The following is a 24,558-nucleotide window of genomic DNA, read 5'->3' on the forward strand; positions in this document are numbered from 1 at the left end:
ACGCGGACAGGGCCGCCCCGAAAGCACGGGACGACCCCACCTCGACACGGACACGGCAGAGAACGGCGGAGAACGACAGAGACGGCAGGGAACCGACCTACCCGGGGTAAACCGGCGCCGTGCCGTTCTTGACGACCTTCTGCCACTGCTCCCCGGACGACAGCCGCACGATCCCGTCCTCCTCCGAGTGCGCCACCAGCGGCAGCCGCTCGTCCTCGGACGCGGCGATCTCCTTCACGCCCGTCAGCGCGGAGGGCGCCGCGCCCACCGGAGTGGAGCCGTCGACCTGGACGTACCGCATCTGCAGCACCCCCTCGGACTCGCGCCCGACGACCACGAGCCGGCTGTCCCCGGCCCATGACATGGCCGTGACCTCCTCCAGCTGCGGTGCGACCGAGTGCAGTTCGAGAACAGAGACGCTGGGCCGCTCACCGGTCTTGGTGTCGGTGTCCCGGTCGATGCGCCCGATCTGCAGGGAGCTCTTGCCGTCCTTCTCGACGATCAGCGCGACCCGTACCCCGTCGGCGGCCACCCGTACCGCCTTGACCCGCCCGTCGAGTCCCGGCGTCGAGACCTGCAGCGGTTCGCCCGCGCCCTTCTCCAGCAGCAACAACCGGGGATTCGCGGGATCCCGGTCCGCCACCCACAGGTCGCCCCGGCCGTCCCAACTGGGCGTCGTCAGCCGGTCCTGTGCCGTCCTGCCCTGGCTGTGCAGCACCGCGTCACCGAGCGAGGCGCCCGACACCAGCGAGCCCACGTACAGCGAACTCCCGTCGACCGACACGCCGGCCGCGCTGTCCTCGTCCCGCGACACCGCCGCGGCCCGCAGCTTCCTGCCGCCGTCGCCCAGCGGGCCGGGCACCGGCTCGGCCTCCTTGCCGCCGTTGGTGCTGGACAACCGTACGAGGCGCTGCTTGCCGTCGATGAAGTACTCGAACCCGGGGTGCTCGGCCGTACCGTGCGAGGCGATGATCTCCGCGTGGTCCTCGCTGAGCACGCACAGCTGCGAACCGTTCGACCGCTGCAGCTCCACCTCGTCGACCCCCGTGGGCGTCAGGTCCCGGAAGGTGAGCAGGAGCTGGGCCGCCATCCTGTCGCACTGGGGCCCACCGACCCGGTCGGCCTTGTGGTTCAGCGGGACCGTCACCCTGTTGCGGTCGTCGGGCGACAGCGAGGTGACGCCCTTCTTCAGATCCGTGCCGGACGGGAAGCTCGACGTGACCACCGGATCGAGCCAGCTCGTGGGCCCCTTCAGCAGCGCCCGGACCATCTCCGTCATCGGGTCCACCTTCTCGCGCACATAGACCGGATCGGCGACGGTCCCCAGCTGTCCGGCCGACCCGGAGGTCGCGTTCGAGGCGAAGTAGTACTTGTTGACGGACACGTAGTTGCGCTGGAAGTCGGAGTTGCCCATCACCACGCCCTGCGGCAGCCCGTCGATGCGCCACTGCTTGGTGTCCTTCTGCCGGGTGAGGTGCACCGTCGCGTGGTACGCGGCAGAGTCCGGCATGTACGCGTGCTGGTCGTTGACCGTGGCGACCTTGGTCCCGGCCAGCACGTACGAATAACTGCCGTCGCTGTCCTGGGCCTTCACCGACTGCTGCGACCTGGCGTCGGGCCCGTCGGTGAGGACGGTCGTGGAGCTGAAGGGGTCCCAGGTCTTGCGGGCGGCCGTCGTCAGATATTTGAGCGCCGTCTTGTACTGCGCGTCGTCACTGGTCAGGGCCTCCAGGAACCCCTGTACGATCTCGGCCGGCCGGGCGTCCTCACGCGGCGGCAGCGCGAAGACGCGGACCTGCGAGTCCTGCCTCGGCGTGGACTCGACGCCCCGCAGGTCCCCGCTGTCCGGCATCGAGGCGCACCCCGTCAGCAGCAGCGCACCGCAGCCGAGGTACACCCCCACGCGTACGGGACGCAGCCGGCCGCTCCCCTCGCGGTCAGCGCCCACGGAATGTCTCCCCTTGTCCGAGCTCTTCGTGCTGCCCGAGCTCCTCGTGCTCGCCGCGGTCTTCCGCGGTCCGCTCCCCACCCGCTGCGGGCGTGCCGTCCGGCCGTCGCACGGCCCCGGCGGGCCGCGGCACCACGCGGGCGCCGTTGCCCGGCAGCGCCGTCGGATCGGCCGTGGGCGACACCCCGGCCATACGTGACTCCATGGACGTGCGCGGCGGCATCGGGGGCGGCGCATGACCCCCCGTGGACTGCGCCGGCACCGTGGCGAGTTTGCCGCCACCGCCGGAGGGCAGTCCCGCTTCGCTGAGTCCACGGTTGCGCCGTGAGTCCTTGGGCTCCAGGGGTATCGGGGACCCCCGCAGCGGCTCGTCCGCCGTCCGCGGCAGCGTCAGCCGGAACTGCGAACCACCGCCCGGTTCACCCCACGCCTGGAGCCAGCCGCCGTGCAGCCGGGCGTCCTCGAGGGCGATCGACAGCCCGAGTCCGGTACCGCCGGTGGTGCGCGCGCGGGCCGGGTCCGCGCGCCAGAAGCGGCTGAAGACCCGGGTCGCCTCGCCGGGCTTGAGGCCCACGCCGTAGTCGCGCACCGCGATCGCGACCGCTCCGCCCGCCGCGGCCAGCTTGACCACGACCTCCTTGCCGTCGCCGTGCTCCACGGCGTTGACGACGAGATTGCGCAGCACCCGCTCCACCCGCCGGGCGTCCGCCTCGGCGATCACGGGCTGCGCGTCGCCGACGATCCGTATCGGGGAGCCCTTGCGCTCGGCGAGCGGCTCGGCGCCGCTGACCACCCTGCGTACGACCTCCCTGAGGTCGATCGCGTCGGCCTCCAGCGCCGCCGCGCCCGCGTCGAACCGGCTGATCTCCAGCAGGTCCGCGAGCAGCGTCTCGAAACGGTCCAGCTGATCGGCGAGCAGCTCGGCCGACCGGGCGGTCATCGGATCGAAGTCCACCCGCGCGTCGTGGATGACGTCGGCCGCCATCCGGACGGTCGTCAGCGGCGTACGCAGCTCGTGCGACACGTCCGACACGAAGCGGCGCTGCATCCGCGACAGGTCCTCCAGCTGCTGGATCTTCAGCTGGAGGTTCTGCGCCATCTTGTTGAAGGCCTCACCGAGCCGGGCGATGTCGTCCTCGCCGGTGACCTTCATCCGTTCCTGCAGGTGGCCGGCGGACAGCCGCTCGGCGATACCGGCCGCCATCCGCACCGGCGTGACGACCTGGCGCACCACGAGCCAGGCGATGGCCCCCAGCAGCACCACGACGAACAGGCCGGCCGTCGCGAGCGTCCCCTTGACGAGGCTCAGCGACTTCTCCTCCTGCGTCAGCGGGAAGAGGTAGTACAGCTGGTACGGGTCTCCGTTCGGGTCGTTGACCTGCTTGCCGACGACCAGCGCGGGCTGCGACTGCGTGCCGTCCTTGTAGACGACACGGGTGTAGCTCTGGGCCGCCAGCGTGCTGCTGTCGACGCGGGCCCGCAGGTTCTCCGGCACGCTCAGCGTCGGATCGACGTCGCCCGAGGAGCGCGGGCCGAGCCCGGCGCCGCCGGAATCGGCCGCGGTGGAACTGAGCGTCACCACGTCGAAGGCACCCTGGCCACCACTGGACAGGGACACCACGAGGTCGCTCATCCACTGGCTGACGTTCTTGGAGAGGCGGTCGTCCGTGCCGGACCCCGCGTCGCCGTTGGCCGTGGCGGTCGCGTCCGCCTTCTGCTTGGCCACCGAGAAACCGCCGGTCGCCTGGCTCTGTGACGCCTTCACCTTGGCGTCCAGCAGACCGTTGCGCACCTGCCCGATCACGACGAAGCCGAGCAGCAGGACGACGCCCAGGGACATCAGGAGCGTCGTGACGACGATCTTGAGCTGGATGTTGCGCCGCCACAGCCGCATCACCGGCAGCAGCGGACGGCGCACCCAGCGCACGAGCAGCCGGAGGATCGGGCTGCCCTTGACTCCGCCCTGGAGCAGCCCGCCCGCCATGAGCCGCTCCCAGCCGGAGCCCGTCATGGTCCGGCCGACAGGCCGCTCCGCGCGGTTCCCCGGCTGTCCGGGCGCCGAAGCGGCACTGTCCCTGGACACGTCAGCTCGGTCCCGCCTTGTAACCGACTCCTCGGACGGTCACCACGATCTCCGGCCGCTCCGGGTCCTTCTCGACCTTGGAGCGCAGCCGCTGGACATGGACGTTCACCAGACGGGTGTCCGCCGCGTGCCGGTAGCCCCACACCTGCTCCAGGAGCACCTCACGCGTGAACACCTGCCAGGGCTTGCGCGCCAGCGCCACCAGGAGGTCGAACTCCAGCGGCGTCAGCGCGATCGACTGCCCGTCCCGCTTCACAGAGTGACCGGCGACGTCGATCACGAGGTCGCCGATGGCCAGCTGCTCCGGCGCCGGCTCCTCGGAACGACGCAGCCGCGCCCTGATCCTTGCCACCAGCTCCTTTGGCTTGAACGGCTTCACGATGTAGTCGTCGGCACCCGACTCGAGGCCCACCACGACATCGACGGTGTCGCTCTTCGCCGTGAGCATCACGATCGGTACCCCGGACTCCGCCCTGATCAGGCGGCACACCTCGATGCCGTCCCGGCCGGGAAGCATCAGGTCCAGAAGCACCAGATCGGGCTTGGTCTCACGGAAAGCGGCCAGCGCCTTGTCGCCGTCGGCTACGAAAGACGGCTCAAAACCTTCACCACGCAACACGATGCCGAGCATCTCGGCCAGTGCGGTGTCGTCATCGACGACAAGGACTCGTCCCTTCATAAACGACATCATCCCATTAACTAAATCGTTACCTGGCGTGACCTGTCACACAGCTCGGCAAGCGCCTCAGCCGTCACGGGCGAAACAACGCCCTCTTCGGTCACGATCGCCGTCACCAACTCGGGCGGCGTCACATCGAATGCCGGGTTGTACGCCTGGGTTCCCAGGGGTGCCACCGGTATCCCGCCTCCCGCTTCCACTCCCACCACCGGCACCTGCGGCGCGGTGAGCTCGGTCACCTCATGACCGGGGCGCTGCTCGACCTCGATGGAGGCTCCGTCCGGGGTGTCCGGATCCACCGTCGTCACCGGCGCCACCACGATGAACGGCACATGGTGATACCGGGCCAGCACCGCGAGCGGATAGCTCCCCACCTTGTTCGCCACCGAACCGTCGGCGGCTATCCGATCGGCCCCGATGAGCACCGCGTCCACCTCACCCGCCGCGAACAGGGATCCCGCCGCGTTGTCCGTGAGCAAGGTGTACGCCATTCCGTTGCGCGCCGCTTCGTAAGCCGTCAGGCGAGCACCTTGCAGCAACGGACGCGTTTCGTCCACCCAGAGCCGCCGCAACTGCCCCGCCCGATGCGCCGCGAGGGCCACCGCGAACGCCGTGCCCTCCCCTCCGGACACCAACGCCCCGGAGTTGCAGTGGGTCAGGATCCGGTGGCCGCCGCCCGGCAGCAGCTCGTCCAGCAGCGCCAGCCCGTGCACCGCCATCCGGGCACTGGCCCGGGCGTCCTCCCGGTGCAACGCCCGCGCCGCGGCCAGCGCCGCCGCCCCGGCGGCCCGCTGGTCACCGCCCCCGGAGAGCGCTCCTCGGTACGCCGCCTGCGCCCGGCGCACACCCACCGCGAGGTTCACCGCCGTCGGCCGGGCCCCGGCCAGCGCACGGGCGGCGTCCTCGACGTCGAAGCCGCGCACCGCGGCGAGCGCGACACCGTACGCCCCCGCGATGCCGAGCAGCGGCGCACCGCGCACGGCCAGCGTGCGGATCGCCTCCACCAGCGCCGGGGCATCCGTGCACACCAGCTCGACTTCCTCGGCTGGCAGCCGCGTCTGGTCGAGAAGGACCACTACGGGCCCTTCAGGTGGTTCGTCCCAGCGGATCGCCGGTATCTCCATTGGCCCGTCGTGCTCGCGGGATTGCGCGTACTGATCAGCCATCCGCCCAGTCTGCCCCGTACCCGGCGGACAATTGAAGATGTGCAGCCCATACGGCGGCCGGTCCCCTGGCGGGCACACCGTGACACGATGGCTGCCAACCTGCCGCCGCGCCCGCGGACGCGCACCGTGAAGGAGCGACGATGAACGACACTCCGGGCTGGGCCTCGCCCGGATCCGCCCCCTCCGAAGGGCAGGAGCCGAACGGCTCCGGCACCGCGCAGCCCCCGGAGCGGCCCTCGGACCAGGGCGGCACCGACCAGCCGGAGCCGCCCTCGAAGTGGTCCAAGGAACAGCCCCCGCCCGGCCAGTGGTCCGCCCCCAGCCCCCAGGGCCCCGGCCGGACCCCGCCCCCGCCCGGACCCGGCTGGGGCGGCTTAAGCCTCCGGCCCCGGCGGCCCGGCGGGGCAGAGCGGCGGCTACGGAGCCTGGGGCGGACCCGGCCGCGGACCAGGAGGTCCCACCGGCTGGGGCGGCAACTGGGGCGGCCCACCCCCGCCGCCAAGCCCGGCGTCATCCCGCTGCGCCCGCTCGGCGTCGGCGAGATCCTCGACGGCGCGGTCTCCACGATGCGCACGTACTGGCGCACGGTGCTGGGCATCTCGCTGACCGTCGCCGTGGTCACGCAGATCGCGGTCATCCTGCTCCAGGGCTTCTTCCTGAACGACAACGCCGACACCGACGCCCTCAACGACCCGAGCGCCACCGTCGGTGAGCTGAGCCACGCCCTGGGCTCCGCCATGCTCAGCTCGGGCATCGTCCTGCTCATCACCCTGCTCGGCACCATCGTCGCGACGGCGCTGCTCACCTCCGTCACCAGCCGCGCGGTGCTCGGCAAGCCCGTCACCGCCACCGAGGCCTGGCGGGACGCCCGCCCCCAGCTGCTGAAACTGTTCGGTCTGACCCTCCTGCTGCCGCTCCTCGCCTGCGCGATCATCGGCGTCGGTGTCCTGCCGGGTGTGATCATCGCGTTCGCCGGGTCGAGCGGCGCCGGCGCGGCGCTCGCCGTCCTGGGCGGACTCGGCGCGGCCGTAGTCGCCCTCTGGCTGATGATCCGCTTCTCCCTCGCCTCTCCGGCACTCATGCTGGAGAAGCAGGGCGTCCTCAAGTCGATGAGCCGCTCCGCCAAGCTCGTCCGCGGCTCCTGGTGGCGGATCTTCGGCATCCAGCTGCTCGCCACGATCATCGCCAACATCGTCGCGTCGATCGTCGTCATCCCGTTCGCCGTCCTCGCCGCCGCCCTCAGCGGCAACGGCATCAGCGGCTTCCTCGACAGCGGCAGCGGCAGCCTCGGCTGGACGTTCCTCGTCATCAGCGGGATCGGCTCGGTCATCGGGTCCATGCTCACCTTCCCGATCACCGCCGGCGTCACCGTGCTCCTCTACATCGACCAGCGCATCCGCCGCGAGGCCCTCGACCTCGACCTGGCCCGCGCCGCCGGCGTCCAGGACTACGAGTCCCACGCCCCCGGCACCACCGCGGGAGGCTGACGGAGTGAGTCCGGCGGGGGGAGTTCTCACTACGCTGCGAGCGCTGCCGCACACCGGCGCCGCGGCCGTCCTGGCGCTGCCGCACGGCGGCGACGAACCACCGGTGACGATCCCGCGCGACCCCGCACGGGAGGCGGCCAGGCGCGAGCTGTCCAAGCGGATGTACCACGAGAACGAACCCAGCCTGGTCCAACGCGCCCTGAACGCCTTCTGGGACTGGGTCGACAAGCTGTTCGGAGCCGCGTCCTCCGCGACCCCCGGCGGCACCCTCGGACTGCTGGTGATCGTGGTGGCCGTACTCGCCGTCGTCGCCGCCCTCTGGTGGCGCCTGGGCACCCCGCAGCGCACACCCGCCCCGTCCGCCGCGCTCTTCGACGACCGCCCCCGCAGCGCCGCCGAACACCGCTCGGCGGCCGAGGCCCACGCCGCCCAGGGCCACTGGAACCAGGCCGTCCAGGAACGCATGCGCGCCATCGTCCGCTCCCTGGAGGAACGCACCCTCCTCGACCCGCGCCCCGGCCGTACGGCGGACGAGGCGGCCGCCGAGGCGGGCCGCACCCTGCCCGGGCACACGGACCGACTGCGCGCCGCCGCCCGCGACTTCGACGACGTCACGTACGGCGGCCGGCCCGCCGACTCCAGTGCGTACGGCCGCCTCACCGAGCTCGACCGCGACCTGGAGCGCAGCAAACCCGTGCTCACCGGCAGCGCCCACCACACCGGCCACGGAGCCGCCTCATGACCGAGGCCACCCTCCCCTCCACCTCGGCCTCGCCCACCGCCCGCCAGGTGTGGACGCGCGCCCGGGGAGTCACCCTCGCGGTCGTGATCCTGCTGGCGGCCGCCGTGGCGATCGCCGCGATCCGCTCCGGCGCCCAGCACGGCCGCCTCGACCCGCGCTCCGCCGACCCCTACGGCAGCCGCGCCACCGCCGAACTCCTGGGCGACCGCGGCGTCTCCACCCGCGTGGTCACCACCCTGGACGAGGCCCGCGCCGCGGCCGGCCCCGACACCACCCTGCTCGTCGCCGCCCCCGACCTGCTCACCGACAGCCAGCAGACCGGCCTGCACAGGGCGACCGCGAGCTCCGGCGGCCGCACGATCCTGATCGCCCCCGAAGCTCCCTCCCTCAGTACCCTCGCCCCCGGCGTCACCGCCGACCCCGCGATCAGCTTCGACTCGACGCTCTCACCCGACTGCGACCTGCCGGCCGCCCGGCGCGCGGGCAGCGCCGACACCGGCGGCATCCGCTACACCACCACCGACCTCGACGCCGACTCCTGCTACCCCAGCGACGGCCTGCCCACCCTGCTGCGGATCCCGGCAACCTCCGGAAACGGCGACACCGTCGTCGTCGGCGCCCCCGACATCCTCTACAACAACCGTCTCGACCAGCAGGGCAACGCCTCGCTCGCCCTCCAACTGCTCGGTTCCCGCCCCCATCTGGTCTGGTACCTCCCCTCCCTGTCCGACACCTCGGCGACCGACGCGGGCGGTAAGACCTTCCTCGACCTGCTGCCCTCGGGCTGGCTCTGGGGCACACTGCAGCTCTTCATCGCCGCGGGCCTGGCCGCCTTCTGGCGAGCACGCCGACTCGGGCCCCTCGTCCCCGAACGCCTGCCCGTCGCGATCCGCGCCTCGGAAACCGTCGAGGGCCGCGCCCGCCTCTACCGCAAGGCCAACGCCCGCGACCGCGCCGCCGGCTGCCCTGCGCTCCGCCACCCGCACCCGCCTCGCCCCCCCTCGTCGGTGTGTCCCCCACCCAGGCTCACGCGCCCGAGGCACTGCTCCCCGCCCTGTCCGCCCAGCTCCACGGCGACGGACAGTCCTCCCTGCACTCCCTCCTCTTCGGGCCGCCGCCCCGCGACGACGCGGCCCTCGTCTCCCTCGTCGACCAACTAGACGCCCTCGAAAGAGAGGTACGCCGTTCATGATGGCCCCGACCACTGACAACGCCGGGTACACCGGGGATCCGGGCGCCGCCCGCTCCTCCCTGGAAGCCCTGCGCGCCGAGATCGCCAAAGCCGTGGTCGGCCAGGACCCCGCCGTGACCGGCCTCGTCGTCGCCCTCCTCTGCCGCGGACACGTGCTCCTCGAGGGAGTCCCCGGAGTCGCCAAGACGCTGCTCGTCCGCGCCCTGGCCTCGGCTCTGGAACTCGACACCAAGCGCGTCCAGTTCACCCCCGACCTGATGCCGAGCGACATCACCGGCTCGCTCGTCTACGACGCCCGCACCGCCGAGTTCTCCTTCCAGCCCGGCCCGGTCTTCACCAACCTGCTGCTGGCCGACGAGATCAACCGCACCCCGCCCAAGACGCAGTCGTCCCTCCTCGAGGCGATGGAGGAACGCCAGGTCACGGTCGACGGCACTCCCCGGCTGCTCCCGGAGCCCTTCCTCGTCGCCGCCACCCAGAACCCGGTCGAGTACGAGGGAACGTATCCCCTGCCGGAAGCCCAACTCGACCGCTTCCTGCTCAAACTGACGATCCCTCTCCCCTCCCGCGAGGACGAGATCGACGTCCTCACCCGGCACGCCGAGGGATTCAACCCACGCGATCTGCGCGCCGCCGGCGTACGCCCCGTGGCGGGCCCGGCCGACCTGGAAGCCGCGCGCGCCGCCGTCGCCAAGACCGCGGTCTCTCCCGAGATCACCGGCTATGTGGTGGACATCTGCCGCGCCACCCGCGAATCGCCGTCCCTCACCCTCGGTGTCTCCCCGCGCGGCGCGACGGCCCTCCTCGCGACGGCCCGCGCCTGGGCGTGGCTGACCGGCCGCGACTACGTCATCCCGGACGATGTGAAGGCCCTGGCCCTCCCCACGCTCCGCCATCGCATCCAGCTGCGCCCCGAGGCCGAGATGGAGGGCGTGACCACCGACTCGGTCATCAACGCGATCCTCGCCCACGTCCCCGTCCCCCGCTGATGGCACTCACCGGACGCGCCGCTCTCCTGGCTGCCATCGGCACCATCCCCATCGGCATCTGGGAACCGAGCTGGACGGGCATCCTCGCCGTGAACGCCCCTCTGGCGCTGGCCTGCGCCTGCGACGCGGCCCTGGCCGCACCGGTACGCCGGCTCGGTCTGACGCGCTCCGGCGACACCTCGGTACGCCTGGGCGAGACCGCCGACGTCACTCTGAGCGTCACCAACCCCTCGGGCCGCCCGCTGCGCGCCCGCCTCCGCGACGCCTGGCCCCCGAGCAGCTGGGAAGCGGGCACCGAGGTGGCCGCTTCCCGTCACCGTCTGACGGTCCCGCCCGGCGAACGCCGCCGGCTGACGACCCGGCTGCGCCCCACCCGCCGCGGCGACCGGCACGCCGACCGCGTCACGATTCGCTCGTACGGTCCACTCGGTCTGTTCTCCCGCCAGGGCAGCCACAAGGTCCCGTGGACGGTGCGCGTCCTGCCCCCGTTCACCAGCCGCAAGCATCTCCCGTCCAAACTGGCCCGGCTCCGTGAACTCGACGGCCGCACCAGCGTCCTGACCCGCGGAGAGGGCACTGAGTTCGACAGTCTGCGCGAGTACGTTCCCGGCGACGACACCCGGTCCATCGACTGGCGCGCCACGGCCCGCCATTCCACGGTCGCCGTCCGCACCTGGCGTCCCGAACGCGACCGTCACATCCTCCTGGTCCTCGACACGGGCCGCACCTCGGCGGGCCGGGTGGGTGACGCCCCGCGCCTCGATGCTTCCCTGGACGCGGCCCTGCTCCTCGCGGCACTGGCTTTCCGGGCCGGCGACCGTGTGGACCTCCTCGCGTACGACCGCCGGGTACGCGCCCTCGTCCAGGGCCGCGCGGCGGGCGACGTCCTGCCCTCCCTGGTGGCCGCGATGGCCACCCTGGAGCCGGAGCTCGTCGAGACCGACGCACGCGGCCTGACGGCCACTGCGCTCCGTACGGCCCGGCGACGTTCCCTGATCGTCCTGCTGACGACGCTGGACGCGGCCCCGGTCGAGGAAGGTCTGCTCCCCGTCCTCTCCCGTCTCACACAGCGCCATACGGTTCTGGTGGCTTCGGTCGCCGATCCGCACGTCGCCCGCATGGCGGGGGCCCGCGGAAACGCCGACGCCGTGTACGAGGCGGCGGCAGCGGCCCACGCCCAGGCGGAACGCCGTCGCACGGCCGAGCAGTTGATGCGTCATGGGGTCACGGTCGTGGACGCGACTCCGGACGATCTGCCACCCGCTCTCGCGGACGCGTATCTGGCCCTCAAGGCGGCAGGACGCCTGTAAGCCGGCACAAAAAAAGGGGGCCTCTTTTCCAAGAGGCCCCCGAACAAAACGATTCCAAACGCAGAAAACCCCCGTACCGATTTCCCGGTACGGGGGTCTCCTTCAAAATTTGTTCGGCGGCGTCCTACTCTCCCACAGGGTCCCCCCTGCAGTACCATCGGCGCTGTGAGGCTTAGCTTCCGGGTTCGGAATGTAACCGGGCGTTTCCCTCACGCTATGACCACCGAAACACTATGAAACTGTCAACCGGAGCCGTGGCATAGCTACGACGGTTGTTCGTGGTTTCAGAACCAACACAGTGGACGCGAGCAACTGAGGACAAGCCCTCGGCCTATTAGTACCGGTCACCTCCAGCGGTTGCCCGCCTTCCAGATCCGGCCTATCAACCCAGTCGTCTACTGGGAGCCTTAACCCCTCAAAGGGGGTGGGAATACTCATCTCGAAGCAGGCTTCCCGCTTAGATGCTTTCAGCGGTTATCCCTCCCGAACGTAGCCAACCAGCCATGCCCTTGGCAGGACAACTGGCACACCAGAGGTTCGTCCGTCCCGGTCCTCTCGTACTAGGGACAGCCCTTCTCAATATTCCTACGCGCACAGCGGATAGGGACCGAACTGTCTCACGACGTTCTAAACCCAGCTCGCGTACCGCTTTAATGGGCGAACAGCCCAACCCTTGGGACCGACTCCAGCCCCAGGATGCGACGAGCCGACATCGAGGTGCCAAACCATCCCGTCGATATGGACTCTTGGGGAAGATCAGCCTGTTATCCCCGGGGTACCTTTTATCCGTTGAGCGACGGCGCTTCCACAAGCCACCGCCGGATCACTAGTCCCGACTTTCGTCCCTGCTCGACCCGTCGGTCTCACAGTCAAGCTCCCTTGTGCACTTACACTCAACACCTGATTACCAACCAGGCTGAGGGAACCTTTGGGCGCCTCCGTTACTCTTTAGGAGGCAACCGCCCCAGTTAAACTACCCATCAGACACTGTCCCTGATCCGGATCACGGACCCAGGTTAGACATCCAGCACGACCAGACTGGTATTTCAACGACGACTCCACCATGGCTGGCGCCATGACTTCAAAGTCTCCCAGCTATCCTACACAAGCCGAACCGAACACCAATATCAAACTGTAGTAAAGGTCCCGGGGTCTTTCCGTCCTGCTGCGCGAAACGAGCATCTTTACTCGTAGTGCAATTTCACCGGGCCTATGGTTGAGACAGTCGAGAAGTCGTTACGCCATTCGTGCAGGTCGGAACTTACCCGACAAGGAATTTCGCTACCTTAGGATGGTTATAGTTACCACCGCCGTTTACTGGCGCTTAAGTTCTCAGCTTCGCCACCCCGAAGAGTGACTAACCGGTCCCCTTAACGTTCCAGCACCGGGCAGGCGTCAGTCCGTATACATCGCCTTACGGCTTCGCACGGACCTGTGTTTTTAGTAAACAGTCGCTTCTCGCTGGTCTCTGCGGCCACCCCCAGCTCACCGAGTAAATCGGATCACCAGTGATGGCCCCCCTTCTCCCGAAGTTACGGGGGCATTTTGCCGAGTTCCTTAACCATAGTTCACCCGAACGCCTCGGTATTCTCTACCTGACCACCTGAGTCGGTTTAGGGTACGGGCCGCCATGAAACTCGCTAGAGGCTTTTCTCGACAGCATAGGATCATCCACTTCACCACAATCGGCTCGGCATCAGGTCTCAGCCTTGATGTGCGACGGATTTACCTATCACACGGCCTACACCCTTACCCCGGGACAACCACCGCCCGGGATGGACTACCTTCCTGCGTCACCCCATCACTCACCTACTACAGGTCTGGTCCGTCGGCTCCACCACTCCCCTTTGCCCGAAGGCTCCGGGGCGGCTTCACGGACTTAGCATCGCCTGGTTCAATGTTTGACGCTTCACAGCGGGTACCGGAATATCAACCGGTTATCCATCGACTACGCCTGTCGGCCTCGCCTTAGGTCCCGACTTACCCTGGGCAGATCAGCTTGACCCAGGAACCCTTAGTCAATCGGCGCACACGTTTCTCACGTGTGTATCGCTACTCATGCCTGCATTCTCACTCGTGAACCGTCCACCACTGCCTTCCGGCGCGGCTTCACCCGGCACACGACGCTCCCCTACCCATCACAGCGGGCGTTGGCCCTATTGCTGCAATGACACGACTTCGGCGGTACGCTTGAGCCCCGCTACATTGTCGGCGCGGAATCACTAGACCAGTGAGCTATTACGCACTCTTTCAAGGGTGGCTGCTTCTAAGCCAACCTCCTGGTTGTCTGTGCGACTCCACATCCTTTCCCACTTAGCGTACGCTTAGGGGCCTTAGTCGATGCTCTGGGCTGTTTCCCTCTCGACCATGGAGCTTATCCCCCACAGTCTCACTGCCGCGCTCTCACTTACCGGCATTCGGAGTTTGGCTAAGGTCAGTAACCCGGTAGGGCCCATCGCCTATCCAGTGCTCTACCTCCGGCAAGAAACACACGACGCTGCACCTAAATGCATTTCGGGGAGAACCAGCTATCACGGAGTTTGATTGGCCTTTCACCCCTAACCACAGGTCATCCCCCAGGTTTTCAACCCTGGTGGGTTCGGTCCTCCACGACCTCTTACAGCCGCTTCAACCTGCCCATGGCTAGATCACTCCGCTTCGGGTCTTGAGCGCGCTACTAAATCGCCCTATTCGGACTCGCTTTCGCTACGGCTTCCCCACACGGGTTAACCTCGCAACACACCGCAAACTCGCAGGCTCATTCTTCAAAAGGCACGCAGTCACGAGATATGTGCAAGCACATATCCGACGCTCCCACGGCTTGTAGGCACACGGTTTCAGGTACTATTTCACTCCGCTCCCGCGGTACTTTTCACCATTCCCTCACGGTACTATCCGCTATCGGTCACCAGGGAATATTTAGGCTTAGCGGGTGGTCCCGCCAGATTCACACGGGATTTCTCGGGCCCCGTGCTACTTGGGTGTTTCTCAAACGAGCCGTTGATGTTTCGACTACGGGGGTCTTACCCTCTACGCCGGACCTTTCGCATGTCCTTCGCCTACATCAACGGTTTCTGACTCGTCTCACGGCCGGCAGACCGTGAAAGAGAAATCCCACAACCCCACATACGCAACCCCTGCCGGGTCTCACACGTATATGGTTTGGCCTCATCCAGTTTCGCTCGCCACTACTCCCGGAATCACGGTTGTTTTCTCTTCCTGCGGGTACTGAGATGTTTCACTTCCCCGCGTTCCCTCCACTTGCCCTATGTGTTCAGGCAAGGGTGACAGCCCATGACGACTGCCGGGTTTCCCCATTCGGAAACCCCCGGATCAAAGCCTGGTTGACGACTCCCCGGGGACTATCGTGGCCTCCCACGTCCTTCATCGGTTCCTGGTGCCAAGGCATCCACCGTGCGCCCTTAAAAACTTGGCCACAGATGCTCGCGTCCACTGTGCAGTTCTCAAACAACGACCAACCACCCATCACCCCCGGTTCACACCGGAGTTCACTGGGGCCGGCACTGAAGGCAGCCAACGATCGGCCGTACCTTCAGACACCCAACAGCGTGCCCGACCAGATCCCGTCCGGAGATCATGCTTTCCACGCTCCTCTCAGAGCAGTACTCGCAAGCCTCCGACCCGTGAAACCGGCCGAATAATCAACGTTCCACCCATGAGCAACCATCGTCGAACGTTTGCCGACGTAATGGCTCCTGGACCACCAGGCAAGCCTGGCAGCCTAGATGCTCCTTAGAAAGGAGGTGATCCAGCCGCACCTTCCGGTACGGCTACCTTGTTACGACTTCGTCCCAATCGCCAGTCCCACCTTCGACAGCTCCCTCCCACAAGGGGTTGGGCCACCGGCTTCGGGTGTTACCGACTTTCGTGACGTGACGGGCGGTGTGTACAAGGCCCGGGAACGTATTCACCGCAGCAATGCTGATCTGCGATTACTAGCAACTCCGACTTCATGGGGTCGAGTTGCAGACCCCAATCCGAACTGAGACAGGCTTTTTGAGATTCGCTCCGCCTCACGGCTTCGCAGCTCATTGTACCTGCCATTGTAGCACGTGTGCAGCCCAAGACATAAGGGGCATGATGACTTGACGTCGTCCCCACCTTCCTCCGAGTTGACCCCGGCAGTCTCCTGTGAGTCCCCATCACCCCGAAGGGCATGCTGGCAACACAGAACAAGGGTTGCGCTCGTTGCGGGACTTAACCCAACATCTCACGACACGAGCTGACGACAGCCATGCACCACCTGTACACCGACCACAAGGGGGCGACCATCTCTGGCCGTTTCCGGTGTATGTCAAGCCTTGGTAAGGTTCTTCGCGTTGCGTCGAATTAAGCCACATGCTCCGCTGCTTGTGCGGGCCCCCGTCAATTCCTTTGAGTTTTAGCCTTGCGGCCGTACTCCCCAGGCGGGGAACTTAATGCGTTAGCTGCGGCACCGACGACGTGGAATGTCGCCAACACCTAGTTCCCACCGTTTACGGCGTGGACTACCAGGGTATCTAATCCTGTTCGCTCCCCACGCTTTCGCTCCTCAGCGTCAGTAATGGCCCAGAGATCCGCCTTCGCCACCGGTGTTCCTCCTGATATCTGCGCATTTCACCGCTACACCAGGAATTCCGATCTCCCCTACCACACTCTAGCTAGCCCGTATCGAATGCAGACCCGGGGTTAAGCCCCGGGCTTTCACACCGACGTGACAAGCCGCCTACGAGCTCTTTACGCCCAATAATTCCGGACAACGCTTGCGCCCTACGTATTACCGCGGCTGCTGGCACGTAGTTAGTTTAAGCGCTTCTTCTGCAGGTACCGTCACTTTCGCTTCTTCCCTGCTGAAAGAGGTTTACAACCCGAAGGCCGTCATCCCTCACGCGGCGTCGCTGCATCAGGCTTTCGCCCATTGTGCAATATTCCCCACTGCTGCCTCCCGTAGGAGTCTGGGCCGTGTCTCAGTCCCAGTGTGGCCGGTCGCCCTCTCAGGCCGGCTACCCGTCGTCGCCTTGGTGAGCCACTACCTCACCAACAAGCTGATAGGCCGCGGGCTCATCCTTCACCGCCGGAGCTTTCAACCCACCCAGATGCCCAGGCAGGTATTATCCGGTATTAGACCCCGTTTCCAGGGCTTGTCCCAGAGTGAAGGGCAGATTGCCCACGTGTTACTCACCCGTTCGCCACTAATCCACCCCGAAGGGCTTCATCGTTCGACTTGCATGTGTTAAGCACGCCGCCAGCGTTCGTCCTGAGCCAGGATCAAACTCTCCGTGAATGTTTTCCCGTAATCGGGACGACACCACGAGAGCGGAACCAGGAAGAGGAATAATCCTCCCGGTTCACAGCGTCCTCGCTGTGAGCCTACCCCAAGGGGCAGGACTTTTTCAAAGGAACCTCGCCCCGACCGATCGGCCGGAGACGGGGTATCAACATATCTGGCGTTGATTTTTGGCACGCTGTTGAGTTCTCAAGGAACGGACGCTTCCTTTGTACTCACCCTCTCGGGCTTTCCTCCGGGCGCTTCCCTTCGGTCTTGCGTTTCCGACTCTATCAGACCGTTTCCGTATCCGATTTCCTCGGTGCTTTCCAGGCTTCCGCTCTCGCGTTTCCCTTTCCGGCGGTTCCGACTTTACCAGATCCGTTTTCCGTTCCGTTTCCGGTCGGAATTCATTTCCAGTGGCCGTTGGAAGGACCTTTGCCTATTCGCGCCTTGCGGCTCTCTTTCGGCAAGTCCGACTTTATCAGAAGCTTTTGACCGGCCTTACCGGCCGCTCGGTCCTGACTAATCGGAAAGTGCTTCTCGGAATCGCGTTCACAAGAAGCTCGCAGATGCTAACCGCCACCGACTGGACGTGTCCAGTTCTAGGCAACTGTTCGAATCTACCTCCCCACCGGCTCCATGTCAATGGCTCCTGTGGGGCGAAGAGGAGACTAGCAGGTCAACGGCCGTAGTCGCACATCACGCGGCCGTCGGCAGCGTGGCGCTGCGCTCGGCCTCCTCGACGTCACCGGTGTCACCGGCCCGTACCGCACGACCGCCCAGGACATAGACGTACGTGAGGAAGGCCAGTTCGGCCGCGATCCCTATGCCGATGCGGGCCCAGGTGGGGAGGCCGGAGGGGGTGACGAAGCCTTCGATGGCGCCCGAGACGAAAAGGACCAGTGCCAGGCCGATCGCCATGCCGAGGGCGGCTCGGCCCTCTTCGGCGAGTGCCGTGCGGCGGGAGCGGGGGCCCGGGTCTATCAGGGTCCAGCCGAGTCGCAGGCCCGTGCCCGCGGCCACGAAGACGGCCGTCAGTTCCAGGAGGCCGTGCGGGAGGATCAGGCCGAGGAAGGTGTCGAGACGGCCGGCCGACGACATCAGGCCGATGCCGACGCCCAGGTTGAGCATGTTCTGGAAGAGGATCCAGAGCACGGGTATCCCCAGGAAGACGCCCAGGACCAGGCACATCGCGGCGGCCTCGGCGTTGTTCGTCCACACCTGGGCGGCGAAGGAGGCCGCCGGGTGACTCGAGTAGTAGGTCTCGTACTCGCCGCCGGGGCGCGTGAGCCGGCGCAGGTCGGCGGGAGCCGCGATCGAGGACTGGACCTCCGGGTGCGCGCCGATCCACCACCCCAGGAGGACCGCGACGGCCGTGGAGACGAGTGCCGTGGGCACCCACCAGTGGCGCGAGCGGTAGACCGCCGCGGGGAACTGCTGGGTGAGGAAGCGGGTGACATCGCGCCAGGAGGCTCGGCGGGTGCCGGTGACGGCGCTGCGCGCGCGTGCCACCAGTTGGCTGAGGCGCCCGGTGAGCTGCGGGTCCGGGGCGCTGGACTGGATGAGGGAGAGATGGGTGGCCGTGCGCTGGTACAGGGCGACGAGTTCGTCGGCCTCGGCTCCGGTGAGCCGGCGCCGACGGCGCAACAGGGCGTCCAGGCGGTCCCACTCCGCGCCGTGCGCGGACACGAAGACGTCGAGGTCCATCGGTTCTGCTGCTCCTCGTCCTCTCGTACCGCGTGTCAGCTTGTCGTACCGCGGCGCGATGTTGCCCTCAGCTTGGCAGACTGGCGGTTCTCGGGGCAGGTCAGGGGAAGGACGGACGAGCGTGAGTGAGCTAGTGACGGGCGAGGCGGTGGCGCTGGAGCTGCGCCCCGCGAAACTGCCGAGCCGTGCGCTCGCGGTGCTGCTCGACCTGGTCGTGGCGATGGCGGCCTATCTGATCGTCACCATCGGGCTGGTCGCCGCGACGGCGGCGCTGGACGAGGCGGCGCAGATCGCGGTGTCGATCGCGAGCTTCGTTCTGCTGCTGGTCGGTGGGCCCATCGCGGTGGAGACACTCAGTCACGGCCGTTCGCTGGGGAAGCTGGCGTTCGGGCTGCGGGTGGTGCGGGACGACGGGGGGCCGATCCGGTTCCGGCACGCGCTGGTGCGCGGTGCCATCGGTGTGGTCGAGATCCTGATGACGTTCGGGATCGTCGCGTGCATCGCCTCGCTCGTGTCGGAGCGGGGGCGGCGGCTCGGTGACGTGTTCGCGGGGACTCTCGTCGTGCGGGAGCGGATTCCGGCCGGGCGGAGCGCGTTCGTGCCTCCCCCGCCGCCCTGGTTGGCGGGACGGTTCTCCGGGCTCGACCTGTCGGCGGTGCCGGACGGGCTGTGGCTGGCCGTCCGCCAGTACCTGACGCGGATGCGGCAGCTGGATCCGCAGGTCGGGGCGGCGATGGCGGAGCGGCTTGCCTCCGATCTCGCCGCCCGTACGGGGGCTCCCGCGCCGCAGGGTGTCCCGGCGGCCGCGTATCTGGCGGCCGTGGTGCACGAACGGCAGACACGGGACGCCAGGCGGGCCTTCGCGGGCGGGCTGCCGGCCGCCGCGTGACGGGGGGTCCGGGCGGGTTCGTCGCAGGGGTGTCGGGCATGAGTGGCCCGGTCCCGCGGCATCCGGGATTCCCGGATCGGCACGCGGGTCCCGCCGCCCCGCCCGCGGGCGGGGTTCCCCACGCGTCGCCGTCGCCGGTCGTGGACGGCGACCGGTCGCCCGGGCCACAGGCGGTCCGGCCCTCGGTGGCGCGGGAGGAGCGGACCGACCGGCCCGCGACCGGATTCGCGCCGCCTGCCTGACGCCTGACGGGGCGGCCCGCGCTCAGGCGAACGTCGACGGTGGTGTTTCGAGGTGTTCCAGCTCGATGCCGGGTGCCGCGAGGACGACGTCTCCGGCGAGGTGCACGGCGTGCTGTTCTCCCGTGTCCAGGGCTGTGACCTGGTACGCGTCCACGGTCAGGGGGCCGTTGTCAGTGCCGTGTGTTTCTCTCGAGACCAGAGCCCAGGACTGGTCGAGGGTGCGCGGGGCGAGAACCGGGTCGGTGAAGGCGACGAGGCGTACGCGGGTGGCCGACCCGGAGGGGGTGAGGCGCAGGAGACGGGCCGTGGCGACGAGGAACGCGGGGGACGTGCCGGTGAAGGCGTGCGCTTGGACATTGCCCTCGGTGGCCTCGGTGCCCGTGGGATCGGTGCGTACCCAGGTGACGCCTTCGAGCGCGGCGCCCCGGACCTGCCAGCTCGCGGCGTGCAGTTCGAGCCGGATGGGCCGGCCCAGCTCGTCGAGGGCCAGGTCGACGGAGCCGGCGTGGTCACCGGAGGGTGCCGTCAGCTGGGAGACGTAGCGCCAGCCGGAGGGTCCCGGCGCGCAGTGGAAGTGTTCTTCGGCCAAGGGGGTGTGATCGTGCGGATCGTGGAGCGAATAGCGGCCGCGTGGCATGGGCGTTCAGGTCCTCATCGGGGACAGGCCCCCGCCACGGGGGCGGGGGCCTGCTGACATCCGTACGCCGCGCGGTCGGTGCGGCCGCCCGGCGGGGGTGCTCAGTAGCGGTAGTGGTCCGACTTGTACGGGCCCTCGACCTCTACGCCGATGTAGGCGGCCTGCTCCGGGCGGAGCGTCGTGAGCTTGACGCCGAGGGCGTCGAGGTGGAGGCGGGCGACCTTCTCGTCGAGGTGCTTGGGCAGCACGTAGACGTCGGTCGGGTACTCGTCGGGCTTGGTGAACAGCTCGATCTGCGCCAGCGTCTGGTCCGCGAAGGAGTTGGACATCACGAACGACGGGTGGCCGGTGGCGTTGCCCAGGTTCAGCAGGCGGCCCTCCGACAGCACGATGAGCACCTTGCCGTCGGGGAACTTCCAGGTGTGGACCTGCGGCTTGACCTCGTCCTTGACGATGCCCGGGATCTGCGCGAGGCCGGCCATGTCGATCTCGTTGTCGAAGTGGCCGATGTTGCCCACGATCGCCTGGTGCTTCATCTTGGCCATGTCCGAGGCCATGATGATGTCCTTGTTACCGGTCGTGGTGACGAAGATGTCGGCCTTGTCGACGACCTCGTCGAGGGTCGCGACCTGGTAGCCGTCCATCGCCGCCTGCAGGGCGCAGATCGGGTCGATCTCGGTGATGATCACGCGGGCACCCTGGCCGCGCAGGGACTCCGCGCAGCCCTTGCCCACGTCGCCGTAGCCACAGACGACGGCGGTCTTGCCGCCGATCAGGACGTCGGTGGCGCGGTTGATGCCGTCGATCAGGGAGTGGCGGCAGCCGTACTTGTTGTCGAACTTCGACTTGGTGACGGCGTCGTTCACGTTGATCGCCGGGAACAGGAGGGTGCCGTCGCGGTGCATCTCGTACAGACGGTGCACGCCGGTCGTGGTCTCCTCGGTCACGCCGCGGATCTCCGAGGCGAGCTGGGTCCACTTCTGCGAGCCATCGGTGATGGTGCGGTTCAGCAGTTCGAGGACGACGCGGTGCTCGTCGGACTCGGCGGTGTCGGCCGAGGGGACCTTGCCGTCCTTCTCGTACTCGACGCCCTTGTGGACGAGGAGGGTGGCGTCACCACCGTCGTCCAGGATCATGTTCGGGCCGCCGGTGGGGGTGTTCGGCCAGGTCAGGGCCTGCTCCGTGCACCACCAGTACTCGTCCAGGGTCTCGCCCTTCCAGGCGAAGACCGGGACGCCCTGCGGGTTGTCGGGCGTGCCGTTCGGGCCGACGGCGATGGCCGCGGCGGCGTGGTCCTGGGTGGAGAAGATGTTGCAGGACGCCCAGCGGACCTCGGCGCCGAGGGCGACGAGGGTCTCGATGAGGACGGCGGTCTGCACCGTCATGTGCAGGGAGCCGGTGACGCGGGCGCCGGCGAGGGGCTGCGCGGCCGCGTACTCCTTGCGGATCGACATCAGGCCGGGCATCTCGTGCTCGGCGAGGGTGATCTCCTTGCGGCCGAAGTCGGCCAGGGAGAGATCGGCGACCTTGAAGTCCTGTCGGTTGTCGACAGTCGTCATGGGGAGCTGCTCCTCGGGATTGTGGCGAGGTGGGTACGGCTGTTCTGCGCGACGGCGGGCACAAGGGTGCCCACGGGCACAGGCGTGCCCGGTGCGCGCAGCTCAGTCCGTCGGAGGCCCTCTCTCCCTCGGCCGGTCCGCGGTGGGACCGCCCGACCGCCATCAGCAGCGACGTCTGGCTCAGTCACCAAGCTACACCGGTCACCCCGGGCCTCCCCAGTCCGGCTCCGGCCATAGTGTGCCTCGGCCGTTTCCAGGAAACCCCTAGTGTCCGTGCGCGCGGGTGCCCGCACAGGGGCTCGCGGCGCACACGTCGCCGGGGTCGGCGGTCAGTGTGCGGCCGGACGTGCCGGGCCGCCGGGGGTCGCGGCGGGGTCCGGGCCCTTGGCCGCCTCCGCCTCGCTGTAGATGTCCGGCTCCAGGTAGATGACGCGCGCGATCGGGACGGACTCCCTGATGCGTGCCTCGGCGGCATTGATCGCCGAGGCGACCTCGCCTGCCGTGTCGTCGTGCCGTACGGCGATCTTGGCGGCGACCAGGAGTTCCTCCGGGCCGAGGTGGAGCGTGCGCATGTGGATGATGCCGGTGACCGTGGCGCCGTCGACGATCGCGGTCTCGATCCTCTTCACGTCGTCGACGCCCGCCGCCTCTCCCAGCAGCAGGGACTTGGTCTCGGCCGCCAGGACCAGTGCGATCAGGATGAGCAGGATGCCGATGCAGAGCGTGCCGATGCCGTCCCAGACGCCGTCGTCGGTGAGGAGTGCCAGGCCGACGCCGCAGAGGGCGAGGACCAGACCGATGAGCGCGCCGAAGTCCTCCAGGAGGACGACCGGGAGCTCGGGGGCCTTGGCGCGGCGGATGAACTGCGACCAGGACAGCTTCCCGCGCAGCTCGTTGGACTCCTTGATGGCCGTGCGGAACGAGAAGCCCTCGGCGATGATGGCGAACACCAGGACGCCCACCGGCCAGTACCAGTGCTCGATCTGGTGCGGGTGCTTGATCTTCTCGTAGCCCTCGTAGACGGCGAACATGCCGCCGACCGAGAACAGGACGATCGAGACGAGGAAGGCGTAGATGTAGCGCTCACGGCCGTAGCCGAAGGGGTGCTGCGGCGTCGCCTCGCGCTGGGCCTTCTTGCCGCCGATCAGGAGCAGGGCCTGGTTGCCGGAGTCGGCGATCGAGTGGACGCCCTCGGCGAGCATCGAGGACGAACCGCTGAAGGCGAACGCGACGAACTTGGATACCGCGATCGCGAGGTTGGCGCCGAGTGCCGCCACGATCGCCCTGGTGCCGCCTGAAGCGCTCATCTGCTCCTGCTGTCCCTTCGTACGCCGTCCCGGGCCCCGTCCGTACCCTCGTACGCCGGTCCTGGCTTTGCCCGCCCTTTGCGGTGGGCCATTGTTGCAGCCCGGTCCGGCGGCGGCGCGGCTGGCCGCCCTGGCGACCGGGCCGGGTGGCCGCCGTCACCCCGTCAGGCGACCACTGTCGCACGGAAGATCGTGCCGGAGCCGGACACCTCGGCCTTTTCACCGGCCGGTACGAAGACCGACTGGCCGGGGGCCAGAACGCCGCCGTCCGCGTGGACGGAACCCGCCGTGCAGAGCAGGATCTGCGGGGTCTCGCGGGTGAGGTCGTGCGGGGCCGCTCCCTCCGCGACGACGTAGCGGGAGAGGCGGAACTCGTCGATGGGGGTCGCGTAGACCTCCTCGCCGCCGGGCGACTCCTCCGGGCGCAGGACACCGGGGTCGCTCGCCTCGAAGCGGACGATGCGCAGCAGTTCGGGCACGTCGACGTGCTTGGGGGTCAGGCCGCAGCGCAGGACGTTGTCGCTGTTGGCCATGATCTCGACGCCCAGGCCGTTCAGGTACGCGTGCGGGACGCCGGCGCCGAGGAACAGGGCCTCGCCGGGCTGCAGTCGGACGTGGTTGAGGAGCATCGCGGCGATGACGCCGGGGTCGCCGGGGTAGTGGTGGGCTATGTCGGCGTACGGGGCGTAGGCGCCGCCGAGGCGGTCGCAGGCGGCCGCGGCCTCGGTGACCGTGCGGGCCATCTCGCCGGGGTCCGCGCTCAGCACCGCGGTCAGGACCTCGCGCAGGGCGGCGTCCTCCGGGTGGGCGCGCAGCAGGTCGACGTACGGCTTGAGGGAGTCGACGTCCAGGGCGGCGAGGAGCGCGGCCGCCTCGTCCGGGGCGCGGAAGCCGCACAGGCCGTCGAACTCGGTGAGCGCGCAGATGAGTTCGGGCTTGTGGTTGGCGTCCTTGTAGTTGCGGTGCGGGGCGTCGATCGGGATGCCCCGGCGCTCCTCGTCCTCGAATCCCTCCCTCGCCTGTTCGAGGTTCGGGTGCACCTGGAGGGAGAGAGGGGCGCCCGCGGCGAGGATCTTCAGCAGGAACGGCAGCCGGGGGCCGAACTTGGCGACGGCCGCGGGGCCGAGCTCCTTCTCGGGGTCCTCGGCTATGACCTCGGTGAGGGGACCGCGCGCCGTGAGCGAGGGGGCGCCGGGGTGCGCGCCCATCCACATCTCCGCCTGCGGTTCACCCGTCGGCTCGACGCCGAGCAGCCGCGGTATGGCGGTGGTCGAGCCCCAGGCGTAGGGGCGGACGGTGTTGTCGAGGCGGTCCATGTGTGCTGTCTTCTCCGTACGTACGCTGCTCTGCGG

The 24,558-nt window shown here is 68.3% G+C and carries 13 protein-coding genes, 3 rRNA genes and 2 pseudogenes; 6 read left to right on the forward strand and 12 right to left on the reverse strand.

Going from position 1 to position 24,558, the window contains the following annotated elements; genetic code table 11:
* Positions 1-97: 97 nt before the first annotated feature.
* Genes HEP85_RS16455 through mtnA form a run of 4 tightly spaced genes read right to left on the reverse strand, consistent with a single transcriptional unit; the run spans position 98 to position 5,876 of the window.
* Positions 98-1,948, reverse strand: coding sequence for an LpqB family beta-propeller domain-containing protein (locus HEP85_RS16455; RefSeq protein ID WP_329526553.1), 1,851 nt, complete (start codon positions 1,946-1,948; stop codon positions 98-100).
* A complete protein-coding gene (gene mtrB, locus HEP85_RS16460) occupies positions 1,938-4,031 on the reverse strand; it encodes an MtrAB system histidine kinase MtrB (RefSeq protein WP_211117990.1) in 2,094 nt (697 codons plus the stop codon). Before mtrB ends, HEP85_RS16455 begins: the two co-directional genes overlap by 11 nt.
* 1 nt (position 4,032) lies before the next feature.
* On the reverse strand, positions 4,033-4,722 hold the full coding sequence (gene mtrA, locus HEP85_RS16465; RefSeq protein WP_015659998.1) for a two-component system response regulator MtrA: 690 nt from the start codon (positions 4,720-4,722) through the stop codon (positions 4,033-4,035).
* Positions 4,723-4,730: 8 nt separating this feature from the next.
* Positions 4,731-5,876 (reverse strand): S-methyl-5-thioribose-1-phosphate isomerase, encoded by a 1,146-nt coding sequence (mtnA, locus tag HEP85_RS16470; RefSeq protein ID WP_168528420.1) that lies wholly within the window; start codon positions 5,874-5,876, stop codon positions 4,731-4,733.
* A 140-nt stretch (positions 5,877-6,016) separates the two neighbouring features.
* On the opposite strand from mtnA, the gene HEP85_RS16475 reads away from it, so the two are divergent.
* From HEP85_RS16475 to HEP85_RS16495, 5 genes and pseudogenes are all read left to right on the forward strand, one after another.
* On the forward strand, positions 6,017-7,363 hold the full coding sequence (locus HEP85_RS16475) for a hypothetical protein (RefSeq protein WP_369657738.1): 1,347 nt from the start codon (positions 6,017-6,019) through the stop codon (positions 7,361-7,363).
* Positions 7,364-7,367: 4 nt separating this feature from the next.
* Entirely contained in the window at positions 7,368-8,105 is a 738-nt protein-coding gene (locus HEP85_RS16480; RefSeq protein WP_168528421.1) for a DUF4129 domain-containing protein, read from the forward strand.
* A pseudogene (locus HEP85_RS16485) lies at positions 8,102-9,297 on the forward strand (DUF4350 domain-containing protein). Before HEP85_RS16480 ends, HEP85_RS16485 begins: the two are co-directional and overlap by 4 nt.
* Positions 9,297-10,286 carry a MoxR family ATPase gene (locus HEP85_RS16490; protein ID WP_211118224.1) on the forward strand — a complete coding sequence of 330 codons (990 nt, stop codon included), beginning with the start codon at positions 9,297-9,299 and terminating at the stop codon, positions 10,284-10,286. The pseudogene HEP85_RS16485 and the gene HEP85_RS16490 overlap by 1 nt, the downstream one beginning before the upstream one ends.
* On the forward strand, positions 10,286-11,596 hold the full coding sequence (locus tag HEP85_RS16495; RefSeq protein WP_168528423.1) for a DUF58 domain-containing protein: 1,311 nt from the start codon (positions 10,286-10,288) through the stop codon (positions 11,594-11,596). The genes HEP85_RS16490 and HEP85_RS16495 overlap by 1 nt, the downstream gene beginning before the upstream one ends.
* Positions 11,597-11,707: 111 nt before the next feature.
* On the opposite strand, the gene rrf is transcribed toward HEP85_RS16495, so the two are convergent.
* The 4 genes from rrf to HEP85_RS16515 all read right to left on the reverse strand — a co-directional run bounded on the left by rrf (position 11,708) and on the right by HEP85_RS16515 (position 18,572).
* Positions 11,708-11,824, reverse strand: a 5S ribosomal RNA gene (rrf, locus tag HEP85_RS16500).
* Positions 11,825-11,910: 86 nt separating this feature from the next.
* Positions 11,911-15,032 (reverse strand): 23S ribosomal RNA (locus HEP85_RS16505).
* Between the two features lie 321 nt (positions 15,033-15,353).
* Positions 15,354-16,880 (reverse strand): 16S ribosomal RNA (locus HEP85_RS16510).
* Together the 16S, 23S and 5S rRNA genes form the textbook arrangement of a ribosomal RNA operon.
* A 684-nt stretch (positions 16,881-17,564) precedes the next feature.
* Entirely contained in the window at positions 17,565-18,572 is a 1,008-nt protein-coding gene (locus tag HEP85_RS16515) for a stage II sporulation protein M (RefSeq protein ID WP_168528424.1), read from the reverse strand.
* 121 nt (positions 18,573-18,693) lie between these two features.
* Here HEP85_RS16515 and HEP85_RS16520 point away from each other — a divergent pair.
* A pseudogene (locus HEP85_RS16520) lies at positions 18,694-19,703 on the forward strand (RDD family protein).
* A 22-nt stretch (positions 19,704-19,725) separates the two neighbouring features.
* Here HEP85_RS16520 and HEP85_RS16525 read toward each other — a convergent pair.
* The 4 genes from HEP85_RS16525 to manA form a co-directional block, all read right to left on the reverse strand.
* Positions 19,726-20,340 (reverse strand): hypothetical protein, encoded by a 615-nt coding sequence (locus HEP85_RS16525; protein WP_168528426.1) that lies wholly within the window; start codon positions 20,338-20,340, stop codon positions 19,726-19,728.
* A gap of 101 nt (positions 20,341-20,441) precedes the next feature.
* Positions 20,442-21,899 carry an adenosylhomocysteinase gene (gene ahcY / locus HEP85_RS16530; protein WP_168528427.1) on the reverse strand — a complete coding sequence of 486 codons (1,458 nt, stop codon included), beginning with the start codon at positions 21,897-21,899 and terminating at the stop codon, positions 20,442-20,444.
* A 329-nt stretch (positions 21,900-22,228) separates the two neighbouring features.
* The gene (locus HEP85_RS16535) at positions 22,229-23,206 is read right to left on the reverse strand and encodes a cation diffusion facilitator family transporter (RefSeq protein WP_168528428.1); all 978 of its coding nucleotides are present in this window, start codon (positions 23,204-23,206) and stop codon (positions 22,229-22,231) included.
* A 164-nt stretch (positions 23,207-23,370) separates the two neighbouring features.
* The gene (manA, locus tag HEP85_RS16540) at positions 23,371-24,522 is read right to left on the reverse strand and encodes a mannose-6-phosphate isomerase, class I (protein ID WP_168528429.1); all 1,152 of its coding nucleotides are present in this window, start codon (positions 24,520-24,522) and stop codon (positions 23,371-23,373) included.
* Between the last annotated feature and the right edge of the window lie 36 nt (positions 24,523-24,558).

It is taken from the genome of Streptomyces sp. RPA4-2 (assembly GCF_012273515.2).
Classification (GTDB): domain Bacteria; phylum Actinomycetota; class Actinomycetes; order Streptomycetales; family Streptomycetaceae; genus Streptomyces; species Streptomyces kaempferi.

What these genes read in the sequence shown, in the direction of transcription:
- mtrA (WP_015659998.1), bottom strand. Translation starts at nt 4,722, where the DNA reads ATGATGTCGTTTATGAAGGGACGAGTCCTTGTCGTCGATGACGACACC.
- mtnA (WP_168528420.1), bottom strand. Translation starts at nt 5,876, where the DNA reads ATGGCTGATCAGTACGCGCAATCCCGCGAGCACGACGGGCCAATGGAG.
- ahcY (WP_168528427.1), bottom strand. Translation starts at nt 21,899, where the DNA reads ATGACGACTGTCGACAACCGACAGGACTTCAAGGTCGCCGATCTCTCC.
- HEP85_RS16525 (WP_168528426.1), bottom strand. Translation starts at nt 20,340, where the DNA reads ATGCCACGCGGCCGCTATTCGCTCCACGATCCGCACGATCACACCCCC.
- HEP85_RS16535 (WP_168528428.1), bottom strand. Translation starts at nt 23,206, where the DNA reads ATGAGCGCTTCAGGCGGCACCAGGGCGATCGTGGCGGCACTCGGCGCC.
- HEP85_RS16475 (WP_369657738.1), top strand. Translation starts at nt 6,017, where the DNA reads ATGAACGACACTCCGGGCTGGGCCTCGCCCGGATCCGCCCCCTCCGAA.
- HEP85_RS16490 (WP_211118224.1), top strand. Translation starts at nt 9,297, where the DNA reads ATGGCCCCGACCACTGACAACGCCGGGTACACCGGGGATCCGGGCGCC.
- HEP85_RS16515 (WP_168528424.1), bottom strand. Translation starts at nt 18,572, where the DNA reads ATGGACCTCGACGTCTTCGTGTCCGCGCACGGCGCGGAGTGGGACCGC.
- manA (WP_168528429.1), bottom strand. Translation starts at nt 24,522, where the DNA reads ATGGACCGCCTCGACAACACCGTCCGCCCCTACGCCTGGGGCTCGACC.
- HEP85_RS16495 (WP_168528423.1), top strand. Translation starts at nt 10,286, where the DNA reads ATGGCACTCACCGGACGCGCCGCTCTCCTGGCTGCCATCGGCACCATC.